Below are 23,259 nucleotides of genomic sequence, written 5' to 3' on the forward strand. Positions count from 1 at the left end.
CACCGGTTACCAGTTGCCGGAGGCGCCACCGCCACCGAAATCACCACCACCCCCGCCGCTAAAACCGCCGCCTCCACCGAAATCACCGCCGCCGCGTCCCCAGCCGCCACCCAATCCACCGCCCAAGCCACCAATGGTGCCGGGGCCCCAGCCGCGATTGCCCATCACCACGCGTGAGCCGGGTCGGCCGGGCAGGCTGCCCGTGACGCGCCCGCCCGAGCGCATGGCCGCGCTGAGCACGAAGAACACAATGATCGCCAGCGGAAACAGCACGGGCAGCCAATCACCGATGCCGCCGCCGGATTGCTGACGCTTGGCGCGCTCGGCCGGCGGCAGGCTCTCTTGTGCAATGACGGTCTGGATGGCCGAGATACCTGCCGACAGCCCGCCGTAGAAATCGCCCTGGCGGAAGTGCGGCGCCATCACGTCCTGCAGGACACGCTTGGATTGCGCGTCCGTGAGCGCACCTTCCAGCCCGCGCCCCACCTCGATACGCATCTTGCGCAGCGATGCCGGGTTGTCCTTGGCGATGAGGATGATCGCGCCGTCGTCCACGCCCTTGCGGCCGGCCTTCCACGCATCGGCCACGCGGATGCCATACGCCTCGATGGGTTCCGGCGCGGTGGAGGGCACCATCAGCACGAAGATCTGGCTGCCGCGCTGCTGCTCGTAATCGGCCAGCACCTGCTCGAGCGCGCTCTTCTGTTCGGCGCTGAGCGTGCCGGTCAGGTCGGTCACGCGCGCGGCCAGCGGCGGCACGGCCACCATGTCGCTTTGCGCGCGCGCAGGCAACGCAGTGGCCAGCCACAGCGCCACAGTCAGCAGGAAGGTGAAGCAGGCACGCGCGCGCATCGACATGATCGTTAGCTCGTCAGAACTTCACCGGCGGGGCGGTGGAAATACCCTTTTCGTTCTCGACCGTGAAGTTCGGCTTGACCTGGTAGCCCATCACCTTGGCGGTCAGGTTGGTCGGGAAGCTACGGGTCAGCACGTTGTAGTCCTGCACCGATTTGATGTAACGCTGACGCGCCACGGTGATGCGGTTCTCGGTGCCTTCCAGTTGCGATTGCAGATCACGGAACGACTGGTCAGCCTTGAGTTGAGGGTAGTTCTCCGACACGGCCATCAGGCGCGACAGCGCGCTCGAAAGCTCGCCCTGCACCTGCTGGAATTTCTGGAACGCCGCTGGATCGTTCAGCACCTCCGGCGTGATCTGGAAGCTGGTGGCTGCGGCCCGGGCCTTGGTCACCGCTTCCAGCGTGTCCTTCTCGTGCGAGGCATAGCCCTTGACCGTATTCACCAGGTTGGGAATCAGGTCCGCACGGCGCTGGTACTGGTTGACCACCTCGGCCCAGGCCGCTTTGGTGGCTTCGTCCTTCGCCTGGAAGTCGTTGTAGCCGCACGCAGACAGGAATGGCGCAGCCAGCACGGCCAACGACAGCGCCAGCCAGCGCAGCACCGAAAAACGCGTCGAGCGGAAGGTCAGGGCAGGGGTCATGAAGTCCTCAAGATCTGAATCTGAAAAGAATGTGGCATGAGACCGACGTCGTCGCATGACGTTTCAGCGCACTGTAGCTTATGCGCTTGACGCTCCAGTCACACATCAGTACGGTATGGAGACTTTTTTGACAATTTCCATGCGCGTGATTTCCCGTTCCTCGTCGATCTGCACGGCACCGGCCTTCAGCCTGTCGGTCGTGTCGACGCTCGCGCGCGCCAAAAAAGCCACCAAACAGCCGCTCGTCTGACCGGAGCGCTGTTCCGTCAGATGGGCGACGGAACAGCGGTTGACCGATACGTTGGACACGGTTGCCTCTCTCCCGCATCTCGCGGGGCCGCATTCCCGAAGCGCTTCTGACGGTTCTTTGACCGGTCGTTGATTCGTCCAGGAGTGTTGTCGTGCTTGAAAATTCATCCACCAATTTGTCCACCAACGAACGTCCGTCGTATGCGGGCATCTGGGTGCCCATCGTGACGCCGTTTGCCGATGACGCGGCGCGATCGGTCGACTACGGCGCGCTGTATACATTAGTGATGCGGTATCGCGCGCTGGGCGTCGCCGGTTTCGTAGCGTGTGGCAGCACTGGCGAAGCGGCAGCGCTGACCGATCAGGAACAGGCCGACGTGCTCGATACGGTACGTGCCGCCGCCGACGGCTTGCCCGTGGTGATGGGCGTCTCGGGCAGCGCTCTCGCATCGGTGCGCGAGCGGATGCTGCGCCTCGCCGAACATCGGCCGGCAGCGTTTCTGATTCCGGCGCCTTCCTACATTCGCCCGTCGCAGCGCGGGATCATCGAGTACTTCACTGCATTGGCCGATGCTTCGCCCGTGCCGGTGCTGCTGTACGACATTCCGTATCGCACCGGCGCACACATCGACACCGAAACGCTGCTCGCGCTGGCGGCGCATCCCAACATCCACGGCATCAAGGATTGCGGCGGCGACGCGGACAAGACGCAGCGCCTGATCGCCGACGGGCGGTTGCAGGTGCTGGCCGGGGAAGATGCGCAGGTGTTCGGCACGCTGTGCGCCGGCGGTGTCGGGGCGATTATTGCTGCCGCGCATGTCCGCACGGAGCTGTTTGTCGAGATGGCAAGGGCGGTGCAGGAGCAGCGGTTGAACGATGCACGACGGTTGCATCATGCGCTGGCACCGGTGATTCGGTTGCTGTTTGCCGAGACGAACCCTGGGCCTTTGAAGGCTTGGCTGGCTGCCGAGGGGTTGATTCGCAATGTGTTGCGGGTGCCGATGATGATGGCTTCTGAGGGTTTGGGGCGGGAGTTGGGGGAGGTGGTTGGTCGGGTTTGAGTTTTCTTGGTGGTTCATCCCCGTTTCAGTCCCGGCAGGGGATGAAACAGGGGATGCACCGCCAAGTCCCATCCCCCAAATACAAAAAACTCAAATACCCTTAAACGCCTTCCGGGCCGCCTCAAATGTCGCATCCAGAATCGCATCATCGTGCGTGGCGGACACAAAACCCGCCTCAAACGCGGACGGTGCCAGATAGACGCCCTGATCCAGCATCGCATGGAAGAACGCATTGAAGCGCCCAACATCGCTCTTGGTGACTTCGGCAAAGCTCGTCGGCACGCCTTCGCGGAAGTAGATGCCGAACATGCCGCCCACGCTGTCAGCGGCAAACGGCACGCCAGCCTCGCGCGCAATTTCGGCCAGCCCATCCACCAGTTTTCGTGTCTGGACAGCGAGCCTGTCATGGAAACCATCCGCAGCAATCAACCGCAGCGTGGTCAGCCCAGCCGCCACCGCAAGCGGATTTCCCGACAGCGTCCCAGCCTGGTACACGTTGCCCAGGGGCGCCAGGAACCCCATGATGTCGCGGCGGCCGCCAAACGCAGCGGCCGGCATGCCCCCGCCGATGACCTTGCCCAGGCACGTCAGGTCCGGCTTGATGCCGTACAGCGCCTGCGCGCACCCGAGCGCCACGCGAAAGCCCGTCATCACCTCGTCAAAGATCAGCACGGCGCCGTGCTCGGTACACAGCGCGCGCATGGCCTGGTGGAATTCGTTGCTGCCTCGCACCAGGTTCATGTTGCCGGCCACTGGCTCGACGATCACGGCGGCGATTTCCTTGCCGTGGCGGGCAAACGCCTCGCGCAGTGCGGCCACGTCGTTGTACGGCAGCACCATCGTGTGCTTGACCACGTCTTCCGGCACGCCGGCGGAAGACGGTGCGTTCTGCGTCGTATCGGCAAACGTCAGCAGGCCTGAACCGGCCTTGACCAGCAGGCTGTCGGCGTGACCGTGGTAGCAGCCTTCGAACTTGACGATCAGGTCACGCCCGGTAAAGCCACGCGCCAGGCGCAGGGCGCTCATGGTCGCTTCGGTGCCCGACGACACGAGCCGCACTTGCTCGATCGACGGCACGAGCTTGCAGATTTCCTCGGCCATGACGACTTCGGCCTCGGTGGGCGCGCCAAACGAGAAGCTGTCGGCGGCGACGTCCTGCACGGCACGCACGACCTCCGGATGCGCGTGGCCAACGATCATCGGGCCCCACGAGCCGACGTAGTCGATATAGTGGGTGCCGTCCGCGTCCCACAGGTACGGGCCGGCTGCCTTGGCAATGAAGCGCGGGATGCCGCCCACCGAGCGGAAGGCGCGTACCGGGGAGTTCACTCCGCCGGGGATGGTCTTCTGGGCACGTTCAAACAGGGCGGCGCTGCGGGAGGGAGTCGACATGGAGGGTGTTGGGAGAGAGCGTGGCGCCGAGCAGAGCGGCGCTGCGGCACGGTTTAAAGGCGGTTCGAGGCGATTATGTGGTGGTTTGCCGCAGATCCGGGTTGGATGCAGTCAAACACCGTGTCTGCCCGCTGCCTGTTCTGGCGCAGCCGGGCGCGATTCGGTACCATCTGGCCTGCCATTTTAATAGACGGAACCACCGAAGCTTTGCCCTATGGAACAACAGATTGAATACAAGACGTGGATGTGCCTGATTTGCGGCTGGATCTACGACGAAGAACAAGGCGCCCCGGACGACGGCATTGCGCCCGGCACGAAGTGGGAAGACGTGCCCATCAACTGGACGTGCCCCGAGTGTGGCGCGCGCAAGGAAGATTTCGAAATGGTGCAGATCTGATTCGGATCTGACCTGTCTCCCGTCGGCAAGTGAGTGTTTGCCCTCTTGCTGACAGCCAAGTATCAGGAAGTGACGGTTCGATGAATGGGCTCGTCGCTTCCATGCCACAAGCGCTCGGCGGACGGCCGGCGCCATTGACGGCGAATAGGTGACTTGTCACACTTCGTCAAATTCTGAGCTTCACACTTCATAAGCGGGCCGGGGGGCGTAGTTTTGAAGTCGTCGCCAGCGTGGGCCTTTTCCGTTTGGAGGGCGCGCTGCGTGGCGATTTGCCGCGATCCATCCGGTCAGAATGTCGTGGCGACCCGTGGTCGCGCACTGCGAGAACATGATGCAATCCGCGCGGGTGGAACAACTGGCTGACTCTCAACCGCTGGCGAACTCTCCGCTGGCGCATTCCCTGACAGGCTGCAAAGTGCTGGTAATCGACGATTCCAGCACCATTCGCCGTACCGCGCAGATTTTCCTCACCCAGGCCGGGTGCCAGGTCGTGCTGGCCGAAGACGGCTTCGACGCACTGGCCAAGGTGGGTGACCTGAAGCCCGATCTCGTGTTCTGCGACATCCTGATGCCCAATCTAGACGGCTACCAGACCTGCTCGCTGATCAAGAAAAGCCCAAAGTTTCATGCCACGCCTGTGATCATGCTCTCTTCGCGCGACGGGATTTTCGACCGTGCGCGGGGCAAGTCGGTCGGGGCGGTGGACCATCTCGCCAAGCCGTTCTCGAAGGAAGCGCTGCTGGAGGCGGTCCAGACGCATTTGCCGGTGGCGCGAGCTGCCGCGCAGTGACGGCATCTCTCTTAACGAAGGACTGTTTGTATGGCAATCAAGAAAGTGTTGGTGGTCGATGATTCTCCGACCGAAGCGCTGCACCTGTCGGAGATTCTCGGCAAGAACGGTTTCAAGGTGACGGTCGCTGCCGATAGCGAGCAGGCCATGACCAAGCTCGAAGCCGAAACCTTCGACCTGATCCTGATGGACGTGGTGATGCCGGGCCAGAACGGCTACCAGGCGACCCGCGCCATCAAGAAGGACGAGCGCTTCCAGGGCATCCCCGTGATCATGTGCACGACCAAGGGCCTGGAGACCGACCGCGTGTGGGGCATGCGCCAGGGCGCATCGGACTACATCGTCAAGCCGGTGAAGGCCGAAGAGCTGCTCGAGAAGATCGCCAAGCTGGCGCAGTGATCCTGCGGCAGTTCGTTTAGAAGCGCGACGTCGAGACGGCGCGCAGCAAAGACCCAGCACCGGACATGAGCCAGACGTGAACGAACAGCGCACCAACCTGACCTCCCGCCAGCGCCTGCACGAATACCAGGCGATGCTGGCCCGCCGCCTGCAGGAGGCGCGCGCCAAGTCGGCGACGGAAGGCTTTCTGGGCGTGCAGATCGGCGAACACCACTGGCTGCTGTCGCTGACCGAAACCGGCGAGGTGCTGGACTACCAGCCGCCCGCACGCGTGCCGCTGACGCAGCCGTGGTACCTCGGTCTCGTGAATGCGCGCGGCAACCTGCTCGGCGTGATCGATTTCGGCTTGTTCTGCGGTGAAGCGCCGACGGGCAGTGGCAGCGGCGCCAAGATCGTGGTGCTGTCCAAAGACCCGCAGCGTGCGTGCGCGATTGTCGTGCCGCGCGTGGCCGGCCTGCGCAGCCTGAGCGATCTGCAGCCCGCGGAAGCCACGGCGGAAGAGGGGCGTCCGTGGTTGGGGCGCGCCTGGCGCGACGCGCAGGGCACGCAATGGCGCGAACTGGATGTGCGGCAGTTGCTGGCCGATCCGGCGTTCCTGCAGGTCGGTCGCAGCCGCACGTAAAGCGATTGGGCAATCAGGTCGTAGAGCCTTAGAGCCAACAAGAACGATTGGGCACGCCGCAACGGGAGCGGGGTGCGCAGGGGCAAGAGGCGGTGCGTGGCGCGCGCAACAGGGCGCGCCAGGTGGCCAAGTGTATTCACAGGCTCCGCCGAAGGTGCGTACCACGCCAGGTTGAACAAGGCGCGGACGCGGACGGGAAATCCATGCGGCTGATCTCGACAGAACGAGACGGCAGCATCGACAAGACAAGAGGGTCCTATGGGGTTCAAGTGGTTCAACGCAGGTCGCCGTGCCGGTGAGGCTGGGGCGCCCGAGGTTGCAGCGGAGGGCGCGTCGGCGGCTTCCGTGCAGTTGGCGCAGTTGGACAATGCGTCCCATACGGATGACGATAATCCCGCTGGCACGCCCACGCAGCTGGGCCGCTCGCCCATGGACGCCGTGGTCGGCTGGATGGAGCGCGTGCCGTTTGCCGCGCAGCAGCGTGTCTTCACGATCGGCCTGGTGGTCGGCCTGCTGGCCCTGCTGATCTCGGTGTACCTGGATAACCGCCAGGCCAACAACGGTTCGGTGCAGATTGAAATTGCCGGTGACACGCTGATGCACTCGCAGCGACTGGCCAAGGCGGTGCCGGTGGCGCTGCTGGGTAACACCAACGCATTCGCCCAGCTCAAGGAGAGCCGCGCGCGTCTGCAGGAAAACCTCGATGCGTTGAAGAATGGCAACTCGGAGCGCGGTGTGCGCGCCTCGGGTGGCGAGGCCGAAGCACTGCTCGACAAGTCGATCGAAGAGTGGAAGCGCAGCGACAAGAGCGCCCAGGCCATTCTGGCGCAGGAAAAGACGCTGGTGGCGGTGGGTAAGACGCTGAACGTGTTCAACGCGTCGAACCCCGAACTGCTGGAAGAAGCCGAGCAGATCTCGTCGATGAAGCTGCAGACCAACGCGCCGGCCCGTGAAGTGGCCGCCTCGTCGCAGCTGGTGATGTTGACGCAGCGTCTGGGTAAGAACATGAACGAGTTCCTGGCCGGCGAAGGCGTGAACCCGGAAACGGCGTTCCTGCTCGGTAAGGACACCAACACCTTCCGTGAAACCCTGAACGGACTGCTCAACGGCTCGGAAGCGCTGCGCCTGTCGGCCGCCACCGATGCCGAGACGAAGGGCTACCTGCAAGAACTGTCGACCCGTTTCGACAACGTGCAGAAGACCACGCAGATCATTCTGGAAAACCTGCCGGGCCTGATCGCCGCCAAGCGCGCCCAACAGCAGATCTTCAACGACAACGAAAAGCTGCGTGCCGAGCTGTCTGACCTGCAGTCTGCCTATGCCGGCAGCGTGCGCAGCCGCCCCATGACGCTCGGTGCGGTGGTGCTGTCGGCCATCCTGACCGTGGTCTGCCTGGCCGGCCTGGCCGCCCTGTACCTGCGCGATTCGCGCGTGCGTACGATGGAAGCAGAAGCGCGCCAGCGCGAAGCTGAAGAGCGCCGGATGGTGGAAAAGCGCAACAACGATTCCACCCAGGCCGCAATTCTGCGTCTGATGAACGAACTGCAGGACATTGCAGACGGTGACTTGACCAAGCAGGCCACCGTGTCGGAAGACATTACCGGCGCCATCGCCGACTCGGTGAACTACACCGTGGAAGAACTGCGCGAGCTGGTCGGCCGGGTGCAGCAGACGGCCGAGCAGGTGACGCAGGCATCGTCGGCGGTGCAGACCACGTCGGAAAGCCTGGTGGCCGCATCGGAAGAACAATCGCGCCAGATTCGTCAGACCGGTCAGTCGGTGGTGGAGATGGCGGACCGCATTACGCAGGTCTCGCGCGGTGCTGCTGAATCGGCCAACGTTGCACGCGCCTCGCTGGCCGCTGCCGAGCAAGGTCAGCAGGCGGTGCAGAACGCCATCACGGGCATGAACGACATCCGTGACCAGATTCAGGAAACCTCGAAGCGGATCAAGCGCCTGGGCGAATCGTCGCAGGAGATCGGTGAAATCGTGGAGCTGATCTCGGACATTACCGAGCAGACCAACGTGCTGGCACTGAACGCTGCCATTCAGGCGGCATCCGCTGGTGAAGCCGGTCGCGGCTTCTCGGTGGTGGCAGAAGAAGTGCAGCGCCTGGCAGAACGTTCGGCCGAGGCAGCCAAGCAGATCGGCGCGCTGATCCGCACGATTCAGACCGACACGCAAGACGCGGTGCACGCCATGGAGCGCAGCACGGCGGGTGTGGTGGAAGGGGCGAAGCTGTCCGATAACGCCGGTGCTGCACTGGTGGAGATCGGTCGCGTGTCGCGCCAGCTTGCCGAACTGATTGAGAGCATTTCGCAGACGACGTCGCACGAAGCGACGCTGGCTTCGGACGTTGCGCAGAACATTGAACAGATCCTGCACATCACGGAACAGACGTCGACCGGTACGCGCCAGACCGCGCAGTCGGTGCGCCAGCTCACGCAGCTTGCCGAAGAACTGCGTGACTCGGTGGCGCGGTTCCGCATCGCCTGATCTCGTCACCTCTGGATTTCGGGCGGGAACGCCGAAGGGGCCACCCCGGGGGCAATCGCGGCAACCGCCACCTGCTTTTTGGAAGCACACATGCGTCATCAATCTTCCGCCCAGCCCGAATCCGCCTCTGTCGAGGCGGTGGGAGCCCCAGCCGGGCGTCAGAAATCCGGCCCCAAGCCTGCCGTGCCCGCGCGTGATCTCTCCGCGCTGGCGTGGGTCGCGCCCAACATGCGCGCTGCGCTGGACGATGCCGTGCGCGAGTTCGGCGAATACGCGGCCGATGTCATCGCCGATCCGGAGGTCATCGGTGCGCGCGATACGACGTCGCTGCGCCTAGCCGGCCAGTATCTGCACCAGGCTGCCGGCGCGCTGCTGATCGTGGGTCTGCGCGGTGTCGACGTGTATTGCCAAGCCGCCAAGCGCCTGCTCGAGGCGGTGGATGCCGGCAGCGTCGCCGCCGACGCCCAAACGCTGGACGTGTTCTCGCGCGCCGTGCAGGCGTTGCAGGAATACGTTTCCGACCTCATGGCCGGCATGGCCGAAGAGCCGCTGCGCCTGTTCCAGCCGTATCAAGCCGTGCTGTCCCGCCTGGGCGAAGAGCGCATCCACCCGGCTGACCTGTGGGCCGATGAGCTGCGCCACCTGCCGGCGCTGTTGCTGCCCTCGCGCGATTTGCCGGGGCTGGCGCGCCTGCGCCGCAAGTTCGAACTGGCGTTGCTGACCGCGCTGCGTGCGCCGGCCTCGAACGCCGATGGTGCGGTGGTGGATCCGTCGGCCGCGGCAGCGGCCTACGCACCGCTGGAAGACCTGCTGCATGGCATCCGTGCGCTGGAGCGCGAACCGCGCCGCGCCGGGGACGATCTGCAGCGCGATCTGTGGCTCGTGCTGGCCCTGACATTTGGCGCCCTGCGTGCGGGCCTGGTGCCGGCCGACATGACCGCCAAGCGCCTGGCCGCACGCGTCAACCTGCTGCTGCGCCAGTACTCGCACAACAACGTCCACTTGCCGCAAGGCCTGCTGACCGACGCGCTGTATTTGCTGGCCGGCATGGCGTACAGCAACGCACCGGCAGTGCCGGTTGGCGACGACACGCTTGGCCCGGATATCGTGGCCTGCGTGCAGGCCTTCGCGATTCCGCCCACGCACGCGCCCGCTGGCGCACTGCACACGCGTCAGTACTACGCACTGCTGCCGACCGACGCCAGCGACACGCTGCAACGCGTCGGTCGTTCGCTCGAAACGCTCAGTCAACAACCTGCACCCGCGGCGGACGAACTCGATGCTGCACTGCAGACCCTTGCGCTGCATGCCGATGCGCTGGGGCAGCCGGCCCTGTCCGACCTGTCGAACCGTCTGACCGAAGCTGCCGGGCAGGACGTTGCGCCCACGCTGCAATTCCTCTCGCGCATGCTGGCCCGCCCGTGGGCGGTGCATGGCGAATCCGGCGACTTGCGCAGCGCGTGGTTTGCCGCCCGCTGCAGCGAACTGGCCGAACACGCCCGCGCGACGCAAGACGGTCACGCCGTGCCGGCTCCCGCATGGCTCACGCTCCTGGCCGAAGAAGCTGCACAACGCCGCGCGCATGCCGAGCAGGTTCGCGCGCTGCAAACGTTGCTGGCCTCTGCCGAAACGCACCTCGATGCGTTCGAGCGCGAAGGCGTGGAAAGCGGCGGCCTGCAGGAAGCCGCCCGCCTGTTCGGCGAGATGCAAACTGCCTTTGCCGCGCTCGACGCCTATGAGGCAGTGCACGCCACCGAAGCTGCCCAATCGACCATCAACGCGCTGCAAGCCGCGGGCGAGGGCGCAACTGCCGATCGTGAGCGCTACCTGGCTGCGCTGGCTGCCAACGTCAGCGGTCTGCAGGCCTTGCTTGATGCGTTGTCTGCCGGCACAGAACTGACCGGCGGCCAAGTCGACGAGATCGTCATTGAAGGCCAGCTGACGCCCACCGAGCGCGAAACCGCGTGGCGCGAGTTCGCCTTCGACACCGAATCCGGCATGCTGGCCCGCCGCGAGCCGCAATCCGAAACGCTCGTCGGCGCAGACATCGCCAATGCCGATGCCGCGTCGCCGCTGCAATCGTTGCTTGATCGCCTGCTGGCCAAGCAACCGGTCGACCCGACCGACCCGCTGGCTGCGGAGCTGCGCACTGCGCTGCAGGAAGCGCGCGATGCCGCCGCCATCGACGACGATCCGGCTCGCCGACGCCGCCTGGAAGAGGCGCTGGCCCAGTTCGATGCATGGCAGGTTGGCAGCCCCGGCGCGCTTGAGCGGATGCAGGCCGCATTGGCGGCACCGGTTGCTGCGCCTGCGGCCGCCGCGCCTGCGCCAACTGCCGCACGGGATACCCAATCCATCGATGCCGAGCTGCTCGACATCTTCCTGTCTGAAGCCGAAGAAGTGCTGGCCGGCGTGCGCGCCGACCTGCAGGGTCTGCAGGCCGCTGCCGACATGGGCACGGGCGGTCTGGCTGCCGGTTCGGACCTGGACTTGCTTACGCAGTTGCGCCGCGCGTTCCACACGCTCAAGGGCTCGGGCCGCATGGTCGGGCTCACGCGCTATGGCGAGGCGGCCTGGGCCATCGAGCAGGTGATGAATGTCTGGCTGGCCGAGAGCCGTGTGCCGACGCATGACCTGGCCGCGCTCCTGACGCGCGCCGAGTCCGAGTTGTCGACGTGGGCCGCTGCCATCGCGCAATCGCCCCAAGCCGATCACGCGATTGAACCGCTGGTTGCCGCCGCAGAGCGCGTGCGCCATGGCGGTCCGTTCGTGTGGCTGGAGGCCGTGCCTGAAACGCAGGCCGCTCCCGAACACGCTGAGCCGCAAGTGCCCGAAGCACCGGCTGCGGAACCCGCATTGCACGACATCGACGCGATCCAGCCGATGGAGTTGACTGCACCGGATGTGCCCGTTGCAGAAGCCGAAGAAGCCGTCGCGCTCCAGTGGGAAGACGAACCTGCGCTGCCCGACGTCGAGGCGCCGATGCCCAAGGCGACCGCACCGCTGGTCGAGCATGAGGCAGTCGAGCCGGTTGCAGAGCACGTCGAAGAGACGATTCAGGACGCTGCCGCTGAACCGGTTGCCGCCGATGCCGACGCCAAGGTGATCCCGTTCCCGTTCGCGCAGACCGGCGAGCTGGAGGAAGCACCGCACGACGACGGCGTGAAGGAGATTGGTCCGGTCCGCATCAGCGTGGCGCTGTACAACGTCTACCTGCAGGAAGCCGATGATCTGATCCGCCGGCTCGGCGTGGATTTCTCGGAGTGGCGCCACGAAGGCCGCACGCCGCCGAGCGAGCTGGCCCTGCGCGCCGCGCACACGCTGCAAGGCAGTTCCGCCGTGGTTGAGCTGGAGCCCGTGCGCCAGTTGGCTGGGGCGCTGGAGCAGGTGCTGCTGAATCTGAACAGTCGCCCGGTGGCGATGCATCCGGGCGACTTCCGCCTGCTCGATCAAGCCGTCGAGCGCATGCGCGGCATGCTGCATCAATTTGCCGCCAGCCTCTGGCCGGACACCGACGAGCCGCTGCGCCGCAGCCTGGACGAACTGTGCGAGCGGCTGCTCGTGCGTCCGCGCCTGCCGCTGGAGCCGGCGCCTGCCGCCTTTACCGAAGCCGAACAAGCCGAGAACGAAACCGCAGGCCTGGCTGGCGAGCCCGGCTTCGAACCGGCACAGGTGACGTCGACGTTCGTGCCCGCGCACGAGTCGCCGGTGGCCGAGCCCGCTGTGGGTGAGCTGGTCCGCCAGGCGCCGACCGACGCGCTCGACCCGGCGCTGCTCGAGATCTTCCTGGAGGAAGCGCACGTTGCGCTGCCCGAGTTGGGCCAGCACCTGCGTGCGTGGGAAGCCGCGCCGCAGGACCGCAATGCCGCTGGCCTGCTGCTGCGCAATCTGCACACCGTCAAGGGCAGTGCGCGCATGGCGGGCGCCATGACGCTGGGCCAGGCCGCGCACGAAATGGAGAGCGCCATTGAAGGCGGCCTGCGTCAGAACCGCGTGGATGGCGCACTGTTCCGCAAGCTCTACGTCTGGTTTGACCGCATCCAGGCGCACGTCGATGCCCTGGGCGCGGGCAATCTGCTGCCGCTCGATGCCGGCCTAGCCGATGCCGCCGATACGCAGCAGACGGCCGCCGACGCGCATGCATCGTCCGGCGCATCGATGCTGCCGGCTGTTGCGGTATCGACGAACGTCGATCTGACCGGCACGCGCAGCCCGGAAGCCGAAGCCCTGGAAGTGGCCGAACGCCAGCGCGCGATGGTGCGCGTGCAGGCGCGTGCGCTCGATTCGCTCATCAACGATGCGGGTGAAGTCGGTGCCGCGCGTGCGCGCCTCGAGTCGGAAGTCGATGCGCTCAAGACCTACCTGTCGGAACTGAACGACAACGTAGCGCGTTTGCGCTCGCAGGTGCGCGAGATCGAAATCCAGGCCGAAACGCAGATGGAGTCGCGCATTGCCGATGCGGCTGCACATTCCGAGTCGTTCGACCCCCTGGAGTTCGACCGATTCACGCGCTTGCAGGAACTGACGCGGATGATGGCCGAGTCCGTCAACGACGTGGCGACGGTGCAGCAGAACTTGTTCCGCGGTTTCGATCAGGCATCGCTCGATCTGGAAACCCAGGCACGCCTCACGCGCGGCCTGCAGCGCAGCCTGATGCGCGCGCGCATGGTGCAGTTCGATACCGTGGCAGACCGTCTGTATCGCGTGGCCCGCCAGGCTGCGGCGGAAACCGGCAAGGAAGTCCGTCTGTTCATCAAGGGCGGTACGGTGGAACTGGATCGCAGCGTCCTGGACCGCATGGGCGGGCCGCTGGAACACATGATCCGCAACGCCGTCGCACACGGCATTGAGTCGGCCGACGAGCGCCGCGCCAAGGGCAAGAATCCGGCTGGCGAGCTCACGCTCGAGGTGCAGCAGGAAGGCAACGAAGTCGTGCTGCACTTCGTTGACGACGGTGCCGGCCTGAACCTCGACCGCATTCGCGCACGCGCGCTGGAGCGTCAACTGCTGGCCGCTGACGAAGAAGCCAGCGACGCGCGCCTCACCGAGATGATCTTCACGCCGGGCTTCTCCACTGCCGATCAGGTGTCGGAACTGGCCGGTCGTGGCGTGGGCATGGACGTGGTGCGTGCCGAAACCGTCGCCCTGGGTGGCCGGATCTCGCTGCAGACCACGCCCGTAGTCGGCACGCGTTTCACCATCCACCTGCCGCTGACGACTGCGATCACGCAGGTGCTGTTGGTGCGCGTGAACGAGCGTGTGTACGCGATTCCGTCGGGCATGATCGACCACGTACAGCAACTGCGCCCGCAGGCGCTGGCCGAGGCGTATAACGCCGCCGCGCTGCAATTGCCGACCGGCCCCGTGCCGTTCCACTACTTTGGCGCGCTGCTCGAAGAAGCGACATCCGTCACGGGCGCGCGCAAGTACTCGCCGGCGGTGGTCGTGCGCAACGGTGCCGAGCGCGCCGCCGTGCACGTCGACGAAGTGATCGGCAACCGCGAAGTGGTGGTCAAACACATCGGCCCGCACCTTGCACGTCTGGAAGGTATTGCCGGTGCGACCACGCTGGGCGACGGCGAGATCGTGCTGATCTACAACCCCGTGGTGCTCACGCAGCGCTTCGAGCGCGAAGCCGCCGCACGTGGCCCATCCGATCAGGAAGCGACGGGCGCCGTGGCCGAGCTGCACCGCGACGGCAGCATCGACGCCGTGCCGGGCCTGGCCACACAGCCAATCGTGATGGTGGTCGACGATTCGCTCACGGTGCGCAAGGTCACGCAGCGTCTGCTCACGCGCTCCGGCTACCAGGCCGTGCTCGCGCGCGACGGCGTGGACGCGCTGCGTCAGCTTCAGGAAGTCACGCCCGACGCGATGCTCGTTGACATCGAAATGCCGCACATGGACGGGTTCGACCTCACGCGCAACGTGCGTGCGGATGAGCGCATCGGCGCCACGCCGATCATCATGATCACCTCGCGTACGGCCGACAAGCACCGCCGTTACGCGGCTGAGATCGGCGTGAACGTCTACCTGGGCAAGCCGTACAACGAAGAGGAGTTGCTCCAGCATCTGCGCAACCTCATCGGCGAGCGCGCGCCGGCGGCCAGGGCAGGCTGACGACGCGCTTCGCAAAAACAACAAGGGGCCGGTGGTCTACCGGCCCCTTGTTGTTTGCTGCGTGGCGATCTTCAATCGTCGTTGCTGGATTTGCTCATTGCCGCCGCTTCAGCGCCCGATGTGCGATGTGCCTTGGTCACGGCATAGCGGTCCAGCGTGGCCGCACGTGCGCCTGCGTGGTCGATGATGGGGCGGGGATACGTCTCGCCCAGCACGACGCCCGCTTCCTTCAGCACATTGGCTGGTGCCGTCCACGGTGCGTGGATGTATTTGTCGGGCAGCTTTGCCAACTGCGGCAGGTACTTGCGGATGAAACGGCCCTGCGGGTCGAACTTCTCCGACTGCGTGACGGGGTTGAAGATGCGGAACCACGGTTGCGCATCGCACCCACTGGACGCCGCCCACTGCCAGCCACCGTTGTTGGCTGAGAAGTCGAAATCGTTCAGCACGTCGGCAAAATACTGCTCGCCGCGCCGCCAATCGATGCCAAGGTCCTTGATGAGAAAACTGGCCGCCACCATGCGCAGGCGGTTGTGCATGTAGCCGCTCTGGAAGATCTGCAGCATGGCCGCATCCACCAGCGGATAACCAGTCTGTGCACCTTTCCACGCTTCAAAGCGCGCGTCGCCGGTGTCGCCGTCCACCCAGCGGATGCGGTCGAATTCCGGATGGAACGCGGCGCCGTCGGCCAGATCCGGGCGGTGATGCAGGATCATGAAATAGAAGTCACGCCAGACCAGTTCCGACAGCCACGTCGCCGCGCCCCGGCTGCCGCGCAGCATGGCGGCATGTGCGCGCGCAGCGAGCGTGCGGATCGATACGGTGCCAAAGCGCAGGTGCGTGGACAGATAGCTGGGTCCGCGCACGGCGGGAAAATCGCGGCGCGCATGGTAGTCGTCCATGCGGTCTTCAAACTCGTCGAGCAATGCCTGGCCCCCCGACATGCCGGTGGGTAGGGCAATCTCCGACAGATTGGTGTGCGCGAAGCCCATCGCTTCCAGCGCAGGCGTTGGGTGCGCAAGTGCCTCAGGCGGCCTCGCCAGCGCGTCGAAGTAGGGCTCTGTCGGATAGGCGCGCAAGTCGAACGGCGTCAGCGCGGCCAACCAGGCATTCTTGTAAGGCGTGAAGACGCCGTACGGTTTGCCTTGCCCGTTCAGGATTTCGTCGCGCTCGAAGATCACCTGATCCTTGAAGTCGAACCAGGCGCACGGCTGCTGGGAGAGCACTTTGCGCACCGCTTCATCGCGCGCCTGCGCGGAAGGTTCTTCGTCATGGTTGGCGAAGACGGCCTCGATGTTCAGCTTGCGCGCGATCTCCGGAATCGCGTGGCGAGGGTGGTCATGCACCACGATGAGGTCGCCGCCGGCCTCGCGTAACGCGCTGCGCAGTTCCTCGATGGACGCGCGGATGAACTCGATACGGCGGTCGGCCTGGAGCCCGCGCGCGAGCAGCGCGTCGAGGATGTCGCGGTCGAACACGAACACGCAATAGACCTCGCGGCAGTGCCGCAAGGCATAATGCAGCGCCGCGTGGTCGAAGTGCCGCAGATCGCGCCGGAACCACACCAGACCTCGCTGGAAGTGCGCTCCGATGTTGTACGGCTGGCGGCTTGGGGCGGTGGAGGGCATCGGATGGAATCGGTTGCTCTTTAGACTGGCCGAGCGTATCGCAAAATTCGCCCCTTTTTGTCTTGTTCACGTTGTTGTCATGGCTGATTCTTCTCGTCTACCGCTGTATCGCATCCTGCAATCCCAGGGCTTCGGCACGCGCCGCTATTGCAAGGACCTCGTCCTCGCGGGGTTGGTCTTCATCAACGGCGTCGAGATGGAAAGCCCCGATGCCCTGGTCGATACCGCCGGCCTAGTCCTGGATGTCGACGGTGAGCGCTGGGCATACCACGCCCGCGCCTATCTGATGCTCAACAAGCCGGCTGGCGTTGAATGCTCGCAAAAGCCGAAACATCATCCGAGCGTGTACACGCTGCTGCCGGTGCCGCTGCGCGAGCGCGCCGTGCAGTGCGTCGGGCGGCTCGACCAGGACACCACGGGGCTGCTGCTGCTGACCGACGACGGCCAGTTCGTTCACACTGTCACCAGCCCGCGCCACCAGGTGCCCAAGGTGTACGAAATCACCACCGCCGAGCCCGTGACGGATGCGCAGATCGCCCAACTGTGCGCCGGCGTGCTGCTGGCTGACGAAAATGAAAACGTTGCCGCCGCCTGGGCCGAGCGCGTCGACACGCACCACCTGCGCATGGCCCTCACGCAGGGCAAATACCATCAGGTGAAACGCATGGTGGCGGCCGCCGGCAACCACGTGGACGGATTGCACCGCAGCGCCATCGGCGGGTTGTCGCTGGGTGATCTGGCGCCGGGCGAATGGCGCTGGCTGGAAGCCGCGGACTTGGAGGCGCTGAACATCACGCCGCCGCACGCAACCGTGACGAGTGCCTAAAGCGCCACAATGCGCCACCCACAAAAAACCTTGCGCCGAGGGCCGATTCCTCCAAATGAGAGGGGCAGCGGCCGAGGGCTTTTGGTAAACTCCCCCTCATGGCCTCGCCTGACGCACTTATCAATCTCACGAATCAGTTCCTGATCGCTATGCCTGGCATGGCGGATTCCGCGTTTTCGGGCACGGTCGTGTACATGTGTGAGCACAACGAGCGCGGCGCGCTCGGGCTCGTGATCAACCGCCCCATCGATATCGACTTGGCGACGCTGTTCGACAAGATCGATCTCAAGCTCGAAATCCACCCCCTCGCAGAACAATCCGTGTACTACGGCGGCCCGGTGCAGACCGAGCGCGGCTTTGTGCTGCACGACGCCACGGGCGCGTATTCGTCGTCGCTGGCGGTGCCGGGCGGGCTGGAGATGACCACCTCGAAGGATGTGCTGGAAGCCGTCGCCCAGGGTGGCGGCCCACACCGCTTCATCCTGACGCTCGGGTATGCCGGCTGGAGTGCCGGCCAACTGGAAGACGAAATCAGCCGCAACGGCTGGCTGACCGTCCAGGCCGATCCCGAGATCATCTTCAACGTGCCCCCCGAAGAGCGGTTTGCCGCGGCGCTGAACCTGCTCGGCATCAACCCCGCCATGCTGTCGGGTGAGGCCGGGCATGCCTGAGCCGGCACGTCCGGCCACCGCTTCCGTGCCTGTGGAAGGCACCTTGCTGGCATTCGATTACGGCGAAAAACGCATCGGCGTGGCGCTGGGCAATACGGTTTCGCGCTCGGCGCGGGCGCTGGAAACCATTCCGAACCGTTCGGTCGATTTCCGCTTCGCGCAGATAAGCCGGCTGGTCGGCGAATGGCAGCCTGTGGGCTTCGTGGTCGGCATGCCCGTCCACCCCGATGGCGAAGAGCAGCCGATGATCAAGCTCGCCAAGCGCTTCGGCAATCAATTGCACGGCCGCTATGGCCTGCCGGTCACCTGGGTGGACGAGCGCTATTCGTCGATCGCCGCACAGGATGCCGGTGCCTCCGACGATGTGCTCGACGCAGAAGCCGCGCGCATCATCCTCCAACAGTTTTTCGACGAACACGCATGACATCGCAACAGATCGATGCCGAGGCGCTGTACCAGAGCCTCGTTGCACAACTGCGCACGCGGCTGGCCGACGGCCACACCTGGTCGGTGGCCGGCATTGTCAGCGGCGGCGCATGGATCGCCAAGCGGCTGGCACATGACCTTGGCCTGCCGGAATACGGCGTCGTCAACGTTGCGATGCACCGCGACGACTACGCCAAGAAAGGCCTGCACGCCAAGGCGCAGCCGACCACGCTGCCGTTCGATGTGAACGAGCGCCGCATCCTGCTGGTAGACGACGTGCTGGCCAGCGGCCGCACCATCCGCGCGGCCATCAACGAGCTGTTCGACTACGGGCGTCCGGCGGCGGTGGAGCTTGCCGTGTTGGTCGACCGCGGTGAACGCCAGTTGCCTGTGGCCCCGGATTACATCGGTGAACGCATCACGCTGCCCGCCGACGAATCGCTCGTGCTGAGCGAAGCCGGCGAAGGCGCTGGCGCGCGCTTCACCTTCACGCGCGAGCCCAAGGGCGCCTGACTTCAAGCGCGCACCGCACCTGCCTTGATCTGACCTGACCTGACCTGACCTGACCTCGTCGCCTTTCGTTTCTCCATGCCCAAGACTTTTGCCAACCCGCAGCTCACGAAAAACGGCGAGCTCAAGCACCTGCTGTCGATCGAGGGACTGTCACGCGACATCCTCACGGACGTGCTGGACACCGCGCAGCAGTTCGTCTCCGTATCGGATTCCGACCGCGAGGTGAAGAAGGTGCCGCTGCTGCGCGGCAAGAGCGTGTTCAACCTGTTCTTCGAGAACTCCACGCGCACGCGCACCACGTTCGAGATCGCCGCCAAGCGGCTGTCGGCGGACGTGATCAACCTGAACATCAATGCGTCTTCCACCAGCAAGGGTGAGTCACTGCTCGACACGATCAACAACCTGTCGGCGATGCAGGCGGACATGTTTGTCGTGCGGCATGCCAGTTCCGGGGCGCCGTACCTGATCGCCGAGCACGTTGCGCCGCATGTGCACGTGATCAATGCGGGCGATGGCCGTCATGCACACCCCACGCAGGGGCTGCTCGACATGTTCACCATCCGCCACTACAAGAAGGATTTCTCCAACCTGACGGTGGCCATCGTCGGTGACATCCTGCATTCGCGCGTGGCGCGTTCCGACATCCACGCGCTGACGACGCTGGGCTGCGCCGAAGTGCGTGCCATCGGCCCGCGCACGCTGTTGCCGGGTGGCCTGGAGCACATGGGCGTGCGGGTCTTCCACAACATGGAAGAGGGCCTGAAGGGCGTGGATGTGGTCATCATGCTGCGCCTGCAGAACGAGCGCATGAGCGGTGCGCTGTTGCCCTCCGCGCAGGAATACTTCAAGGCCTACGGCCTCACGCAGGACCGCCTGGCGCTGGCCAAGCCGGACGCCATCGTCATGCACCCCGGCCCGATGAACCGCGGCGTGGAGATCGACTCCGCCGTGGCCGACGGTGTGCAATCGGTGATCCTGAATCAGGTGACGTTCGGCATCGCGGTGCGCATGGCGGTCATGGGCATCGTGGCTGGCAACAACGACTAAGAAGAGCAATGAAACTGCATATCAAAGGCGGCCGCCTGATCGACCCGGCCAACGGTGTCGACGCACAACAGGACTTGTACATCGCGGCAAGCAAGGTGGTCGGTGTCGGCCACGCGCCGGCGGATTTCCATGCCAACAAGACCATCGACGCGACGGGCCTGGTTGTTTGCCCGGGTCTGATTGACTTGTCCGCGCGCCTGCGTGAGCCGGGTTTCGAATACAAGGCTACGCTCGAATCGGAAATGGCCGCGGCCATGGCCGGCGGCGTGACCTCGCTGGTGTGCCCGCCGGACACCGATCCTGTGCTGGACGAACCCGGCCTGGTCGAGATGCTCAAGTTTCGCGCGCGCAACCTGAACCAGGCGCATGTGTATCCGCTCGGTGCGCTCACTGTCGGCTTGAAGGGCGCGGTGCTGACGGAGATGGCCGAATTGACTGAGTCGGGCTGCGTTGGCTTCTCGCAGACCGATGCACCGATGGCCGACACGCAGGTGCTGATGCGCGCGCTGCAATATGCGCAGACCTTCGGCTTCACTGTCTGGCTGCGCCCCGAAGACCCGTATCTGGGCAAGGGCGGCGTGGCCGCAAGCGGCCCGCTGGCTTCACGCCTGGGCCTCTCGGGTGTGCCGGTAATCGCCGAGACGGTGCGCCTGCATACCATCTTCGAACTGATTCGCAGCACAGGCGCCCGCGTTCACCTGTGCCGTTTGTCGTCGGCCGCCGGCATCGAGCTTGTACGCCGCGCAAAAGCCGAAGGCCTGCCGGTCACGTGCGATGTGAACGTCCACCATATCTCGCTGACCGACATCGATATCGGCTACTTCAATTCGCAGATGCGCTTTGTGCCGCCGCTGCGTTCCGGGCGCGACCGCGATGGCATCGTGCGTGCGCTGGCGGATGGCACGATCGACGCGATCTGTTCCGACCACACGCCCGTGGATGACGACGAGAAGCTGCTACCGTTTGCCGAGGCCACGCCAGGCGCGACCGGCCTCGAAACCCTGCTGCCGCTCACGTTGCGCTGGGCCACCGAGCACAAGGTCGAGCTTTCGAAGGCGCTGGCCCGCATCACCAGCGAGCCTGCTCGCGTGCTGGGCCTGCGTGCGGGCTCGCTGGAAGTGGGTGCGATGGCCGATGTGTGTGTGTTCGATCCGGACGCGACCTGGAAACTTGAGCCTCGCGCTCTGCGCAGCCAAGGCAAGAACTCGCCCTACCTGGGCTTTGAGCTGGCCGGCCGCGTGCGCGCCACAATGGTCGCTGGCCACCTTGCCTATGACGGGCATTGATCAGCGCGTGGCAAGCGCGCCCGCCGAGGCCAGCTCGCCGCAGCGCAAGCATGTGCGGCGCAAGCTGCGCTTGCTCGTACATCTGGTCGAAGGCCTGATCACGTGCGCGCTGCTATTCTGGTGGATCAAGCCGCACACCAAGCAGGCGCTGATTCAGCGGTGGTCGCGCAAGTTGCTCGCGCTGTTCCGCGTGTCGCTCGTGGTGCATGGCGAGCCCGTCACGGGCAAGGAGCTGGCCGGCTCCATGCTGGTCTCCAACCATGTGTCGTGGATCGACATCTATGCGATCAACAGCTGGTACCCGCCGCGCTTCGTCGCCAAATCAGAGATCCGCAGCTGGCCGGTGATTGGCTGGCTGTGCGCGCAGACCGGCGTGCTGTTCGTCGAGCGCGCCCGCAAGCGCGACGCGCATCGCATCATGCACGTCATCGCCGATGCGATGCGTTCGGGCGATGCCATTTGCGTGTTTCCCGAGGGTACGACGTCTGACGGGCTGCAGCTGCTGCCGTTCCACGCCAACCTGTTCCAGGCGCCCGTCAGCGCTGGCGCACCGATCCGCCCACTGGCGCTGCGCTATCGGGTCGCTGCCACGGGCGAATTGACGACCATTCCCGCGTATGTCGGCGATCTGTCGATGATGGATACGATCAACGCCATGCTGAACGGGCCGCCGTTGGTGGTGGAAGTCTTTGTGGGCCCCGCGGTGGCCCCGGAGATGGACCGGCGGGCGCTGGCTGCACATAGCCAGGAAGCCGTTGCCAACCTGATCGCTCGCGCGGGCTAGGTCAACCGGCTATTTCTTTTTGTGCGCGAGCGGGTCCTGCGCCTGCTCGCAATCCACCTGGATCACGTCACGTCCGGCCGGCGCGAGTGACAGCTTGGCAGCCGTAAGCTTGCCTCCCCACACGCAGCCGGTATCCAAGCCCATCACATCGTCGCGCATCACCAGCCCCCGTGTGGACCAATGCCCGAACACGATGGGTGTGCCTCGCGTGCGGCGGCCCGGCACGTCGAACCACGGCATGTGGCCATCCGGCGCGCCGTCGGCGTCCGTCGTTTCGAACTCCATCGTGCCGTCAGGCTTGCAGAAACGCAGGCGTGTCAGCGCGTTGATGGTCAGGCGCAGGCGGTCCATGCCGATGAGATCGTTGCTCCACTTGTCTGGATGGTTGCCAAACGCATCAGCCAGGAAGGTTTTCCAATGTGGGCTGCGCAGTTCACGCTCCACCGCTCCGGCCAACTCCAGTACGTCGCCAGTCGTCCACTGAGGCAGGACGCCAGCGTGCACCAGCAGGAACCCGTTTTCGAAGATGGCCAGCGGCTGGTGGCGCAGCCATGTAATGAGCTGGTCGCTATCGGGGGCGGAGAGGACGTCGGCAATCGTGTCGCGCTTGCCGGGTTTGCGCACGCCCGCAGCCACGGCCAGCAGGTGGATGTCGTGGTTGCCCAGGACGGTGCGGGCGCGGCCGGCCTCGCAAAGTGCGATGACTTGGCGCAGCGCGGCCAGCGACTCGGGGCCGCGGTTGATGAGGTCGCCGACGAAGCGCAGGGGGGCGTTGGGGGGGAGGGCGGCCAGCAACGAGTGGAGGGGGGAGCAGCAGCCTTGGAGGTCGCCGATGGCGTGGGGGAGAGGTGCAACCGTCATGTGCTGTCAACCGCGCATTCGATGGGGTTGAGGCGTTAGCGCCTCAAGTGTTACAACGCGCTACAAAAAGATCGGACCCTTTGGCAGGGTATGCCCTAGGGTCGGATAGAATACGCGACTTCCCACCATATTTAACAACTCCGCTGCGCCTCATGGGTACATTGCGTGGCCCAAACGAGTTCCCACGGCCGAG

20 protein-coding genes are annotated in these 23,259 nt (G+C 65.2%); 14 read left to right on the plus strand and 6 right to left on the minus strand.

Annotated elements, in window-relative coordinates; all coding sequences use genetic code 11:
• Positions 1 to 6: 6 nt before the first annotated feature.
• The 3 genes from CFE42_RS11745 to CFE42_RS11755 all read right to left on the minus strand — a co-directional run bounded on the left by CFE42_RS11745 (position 7) and on the right by CFE42_RS11755 (position 1,807).
• On the minus strand, positions 7 to 858 hold the full coding sequence (locus tag CFE42_RS11745) for a YgcG family protein (protein WP_004629671.1): 852 nt from the start codon (positions 856 to 858) through the stop codon (positions 7 to 9).
• A 13-nt stretch (positions 859 to 871) separates the two neighbouring features.
• Positions 872 to 1,498 (minus strand): LemA family protein, encoded by a 627-nt coding sequence (locus CFE42_RS11750; RefSeq protein ID WP_004629669.1) that lies wholly within the window; start codon positions 1,496 to 1,498, stop codon positions 872 to 874.
• Positions 1,499 to 1,603: 105 nt separating this feature from the next.
• Positions 1,604 to 1,807, minus strand: coding sequence for a hypothetical protein (locus CFE42_RS11755; RefSeq protein WP_004629666.1), 204 nt, complete (start codon positions 1,805 to 1,807; stop codon positions 1,604 to 1,606).
• A 92-nt stretch (positions 1,808 to 1,899) separates the two neighbouring features.
• Here CFE42_RS11755 and dapA point away from each other — a divergent pair, with 92 nt between their 5' ends.
• Positions 1,900 to 2,808 (plus strand): 4-hydroxy-tetrahydrodipicolinate synthase, encoded by a 909-nt coding sequence (dapA, locus tag CFE42_RS11760; RefSeq protein WP_004629664.1) that lies wholly within the window; start codon positions 1,900 to 1,902, stop codon positions 2,806 to 2,808.
• Between the two features lie 90 nt (positions 2,809 to 2,898).
• Here the strand turns inward: dapA and hemL are convergent, their stop codons facing one another.
• The gene (gene hemL / locus CFE42_RS11765; protein WP_004629662.1) at positions 2,899 to 4,200 is read right to left on the minus strand and encodes a glutamate-1-semialdehyde 2,1-aminomutase; all 1,302 of its coding nucleotides are present in this window, start codon (positions 4,198 to 4,200) and stop codon (positions 2,899 to 2,901) included.
• Between the two features lie 214 nt (positions 4,201 to 4,414).
• Here hemL and CFE42_RS11770 point away from each other — a divergent pair, with 214 nt between their 5' ends.
• The 6 genes from CFE42_RS11770 to CFE42_RS11795 all read left to right on the plus strand — a co-directional run bounded on the left by CFE42_RS11770 (position 4,415) and on the right by CFE42_RS11795 (position 15,024).
• Entirely contained in the window at positions 4,415 to 4,597 is a 183-nt protein-coding gene (locus tag CFE42_RS11770) for a rubredoxin (protein WP_003261842.1), read from the plus strand.
• A gap of 292 nt (positions 4,598 to 4,889) precedes the next feature.
• The gene (locus CFE42_RS11775) at positions 4,890 to 5,387 is read left to right on the plus strand and encodes a response regulator (protein WP_004629648.1); all 498 of its coding nucleotides are present in this window, start codon (positions 4,890 to 4,892) and stop codon (positions 5,385 to 5,387) included.
• Between the two features lie 30 nt (positions 5,388 to 5,417).
• Positions 5,418 to 5,786: a response regulator gene (locus CFE42_RS11780; protein ID WP_004629647.1), complete on the plus strand. Its 369-nt coding sequence runs from the start codon at positions 5,418 to 5,420 to the stop codon at positions 5,784 to 5,786.
• Positions 5,787 to 5,862: 76 nt separating this feature from the next.
• Positions 5,863 to 6,408, plus strand: a complete 546-nt coding sequence (locus tag CFE42_RS11785) for a chemotaxis protein CheW (protein WP_004629641.1) — start codon at positions 5,863 to 5,865, stop codon at positions 6,406 to 6,408.
• A 258-nt stretch (positions 6,409 to 6,666) separates the two neighbouring features.
• Complete coding sequence (locus CFE42_RS11790; protein ID WP_004629639.1) at positions 6,667 to 8,904, plus strand: methyl-accepting chemotaxis protein; 2,238 nt, start codon at positions 6,667 to 6,669, stop codon at positions 8,902 to 8,904.
• Between the two features lie 90 nt (positions 8,905 to 8,994).
• Entirely contained in the window at positions 8,995 to 15,024 is a 6,030-nt protein-coding gene (locus CFE42_RS11795; RefSeq protein WP_004629637.1) for an Hpt domain-containing protein, read from the plus strand.
• Between the two features lie 71 nt (positions 15,025 to 15,095).
• Here CFE42_RS11795 and CFE42_RS11800 read toward each other — a convergent pair whose 3' ends face one another.
• The gene (locus tag CFE42_RS11800; RefSeq protein ID WP_004629635.1) at positions 15,096 to 16,652 is read right to left on the minus strand and encodes a deoxyribodipyrimidine photo-lyase; all 1,557 of its coding nucleotides are present in this window, start codon (positions 16,650 to 16,652) and stop codon (positions 15,096 to 15,098) included.
• 79 nt (positions 16,653 to 16,731) lie between these two features.
• Here CFE42_RS11800 and CFE42_RS11805 point away from each other — a divergent pair, with 79 nt between their 5' ends.
• The 7 genes from CFE42_RS11805 to CFE42_RS11835 all read left to right on the plus strand — a co-directional run bounded on the left by CFE42_RS11805 (position 16,732) and on the right by CFE42_RS11835 (position 22,205).
• Positions 16,732 to 17,478, plus strand: a complete 747-nt coding sequence (locus tag CFE42_RS11805) for a pseudouridine synthase (RefSeq protein ID WP_004629633.1) — start codon at positions 16,732 to 16,734, stop codon at positions 17,476 to 17,478.
• A gap of 98 nt (positions 17,479 to 17,576) precedes the next feature.
• Entirely contained in the window at positions 17,577 to 18,149 is a 573-nt protein-coding gene (locus tag CFE42_RS11810) for a YqgE/AlgH family protein (protein ID WP_004629631.1), read from the plus strand.
• Positions 18,142 to 18,573 (plus strand): Holliday junction resolvase RuvX, encoded by a 432-nt coding sequence (gene ruvX, locus CFE42_RS11815; RefSeq protein WP_004629630.1) that lies wholly within the window; start codon positions 18,142 to 18,144, stop codon positions 18,571 to 18,573. The genes CFE42_RS11810 and ruvX overlap by 8 nt, the downstream gene beginning before the upstream one ends.
• Entirely contained in the window at positions 18,570 to 19,088 is a 519-nt protein-coding gene (pyrR, locus tag CFE42_RS11820) for a bifunctional pyr operon transcriptional regulator/uracil phosphoribosyltransferase PyrR (RefSeq protein ID WP_004629628.1), read from the plus strand. The genes ruvX and pyrR overlap by 4 nt, the downstream gene beginning before the upstream one ends.
• A 75-nt stretch (positions 19,089 to 19,163) precedes the next feature.
• On the plus strand, positions 19,164 to 20,135 hold the full coding sequence (locus tag CFE42_RS11825) for an aspartate carbamoyltransferase catalytic subunit (RefSeq protein ID WP_004629626.1): 972 nt from the start codon (positions 19,164 to 19,166) through the stop codon (positions 20,133 to 20,135).
• Between the two features lie 8 nt (positions 20,136 to 20,143).
• A complete protein-coding gene (locus CFE42_RS11830) occupies positions 20,144 to 21,421 on the plus strand; it encodes a dihydroorotase (protein ID WP_004629624.1) in 1,278 nt (425 codons plus the stop codon).
• On the plus strand, positions 21,408 to 22,205 hold the full coding sequence (locus CFE42_RS11835; protein WP_004629622.1) for a lysophospholipid acyltransferase family protein: 798 nt from the start codon (positions 21,408 to 21,410) through the stop codon (positions 22,203 to 22,205). Before CFE42_RS11830 ends, CFE42_RS11835 begins: the two co-directional genes overlap by 14 nt.
• Positions 22,206 to 22,214: 9 nt before the next feature.
• Here the strand turns inward: CFE42_RS11835 and CFE42_RS11840 are convergent, their stop codons facing one another.
• Positions 22,215 to 23,066, minus strand: coding sequence for a symmetrical bis(5'-nucleosyl)-tetraphosphatase (locus CFE42_RS11840; RefSeq protein WP_004629620.1), 852 nt, complete (start codon positions 23,064 to 23,066; stop codon positions 22,215 to 22,217).
• Positions 23,067 to 23,259: the final 193 nt, after the last annotated feature.

This window comes from Ralstonia sp. PBBBR1 (assembly GCF_002256165.1).
Taxonomy (GTDB): Bacteria; Pseudomonadota; Gammaproteobacteria; order Burkholderiales; family Burkholderiaceae; genus Ralstonia; species Ralstonia thomasii.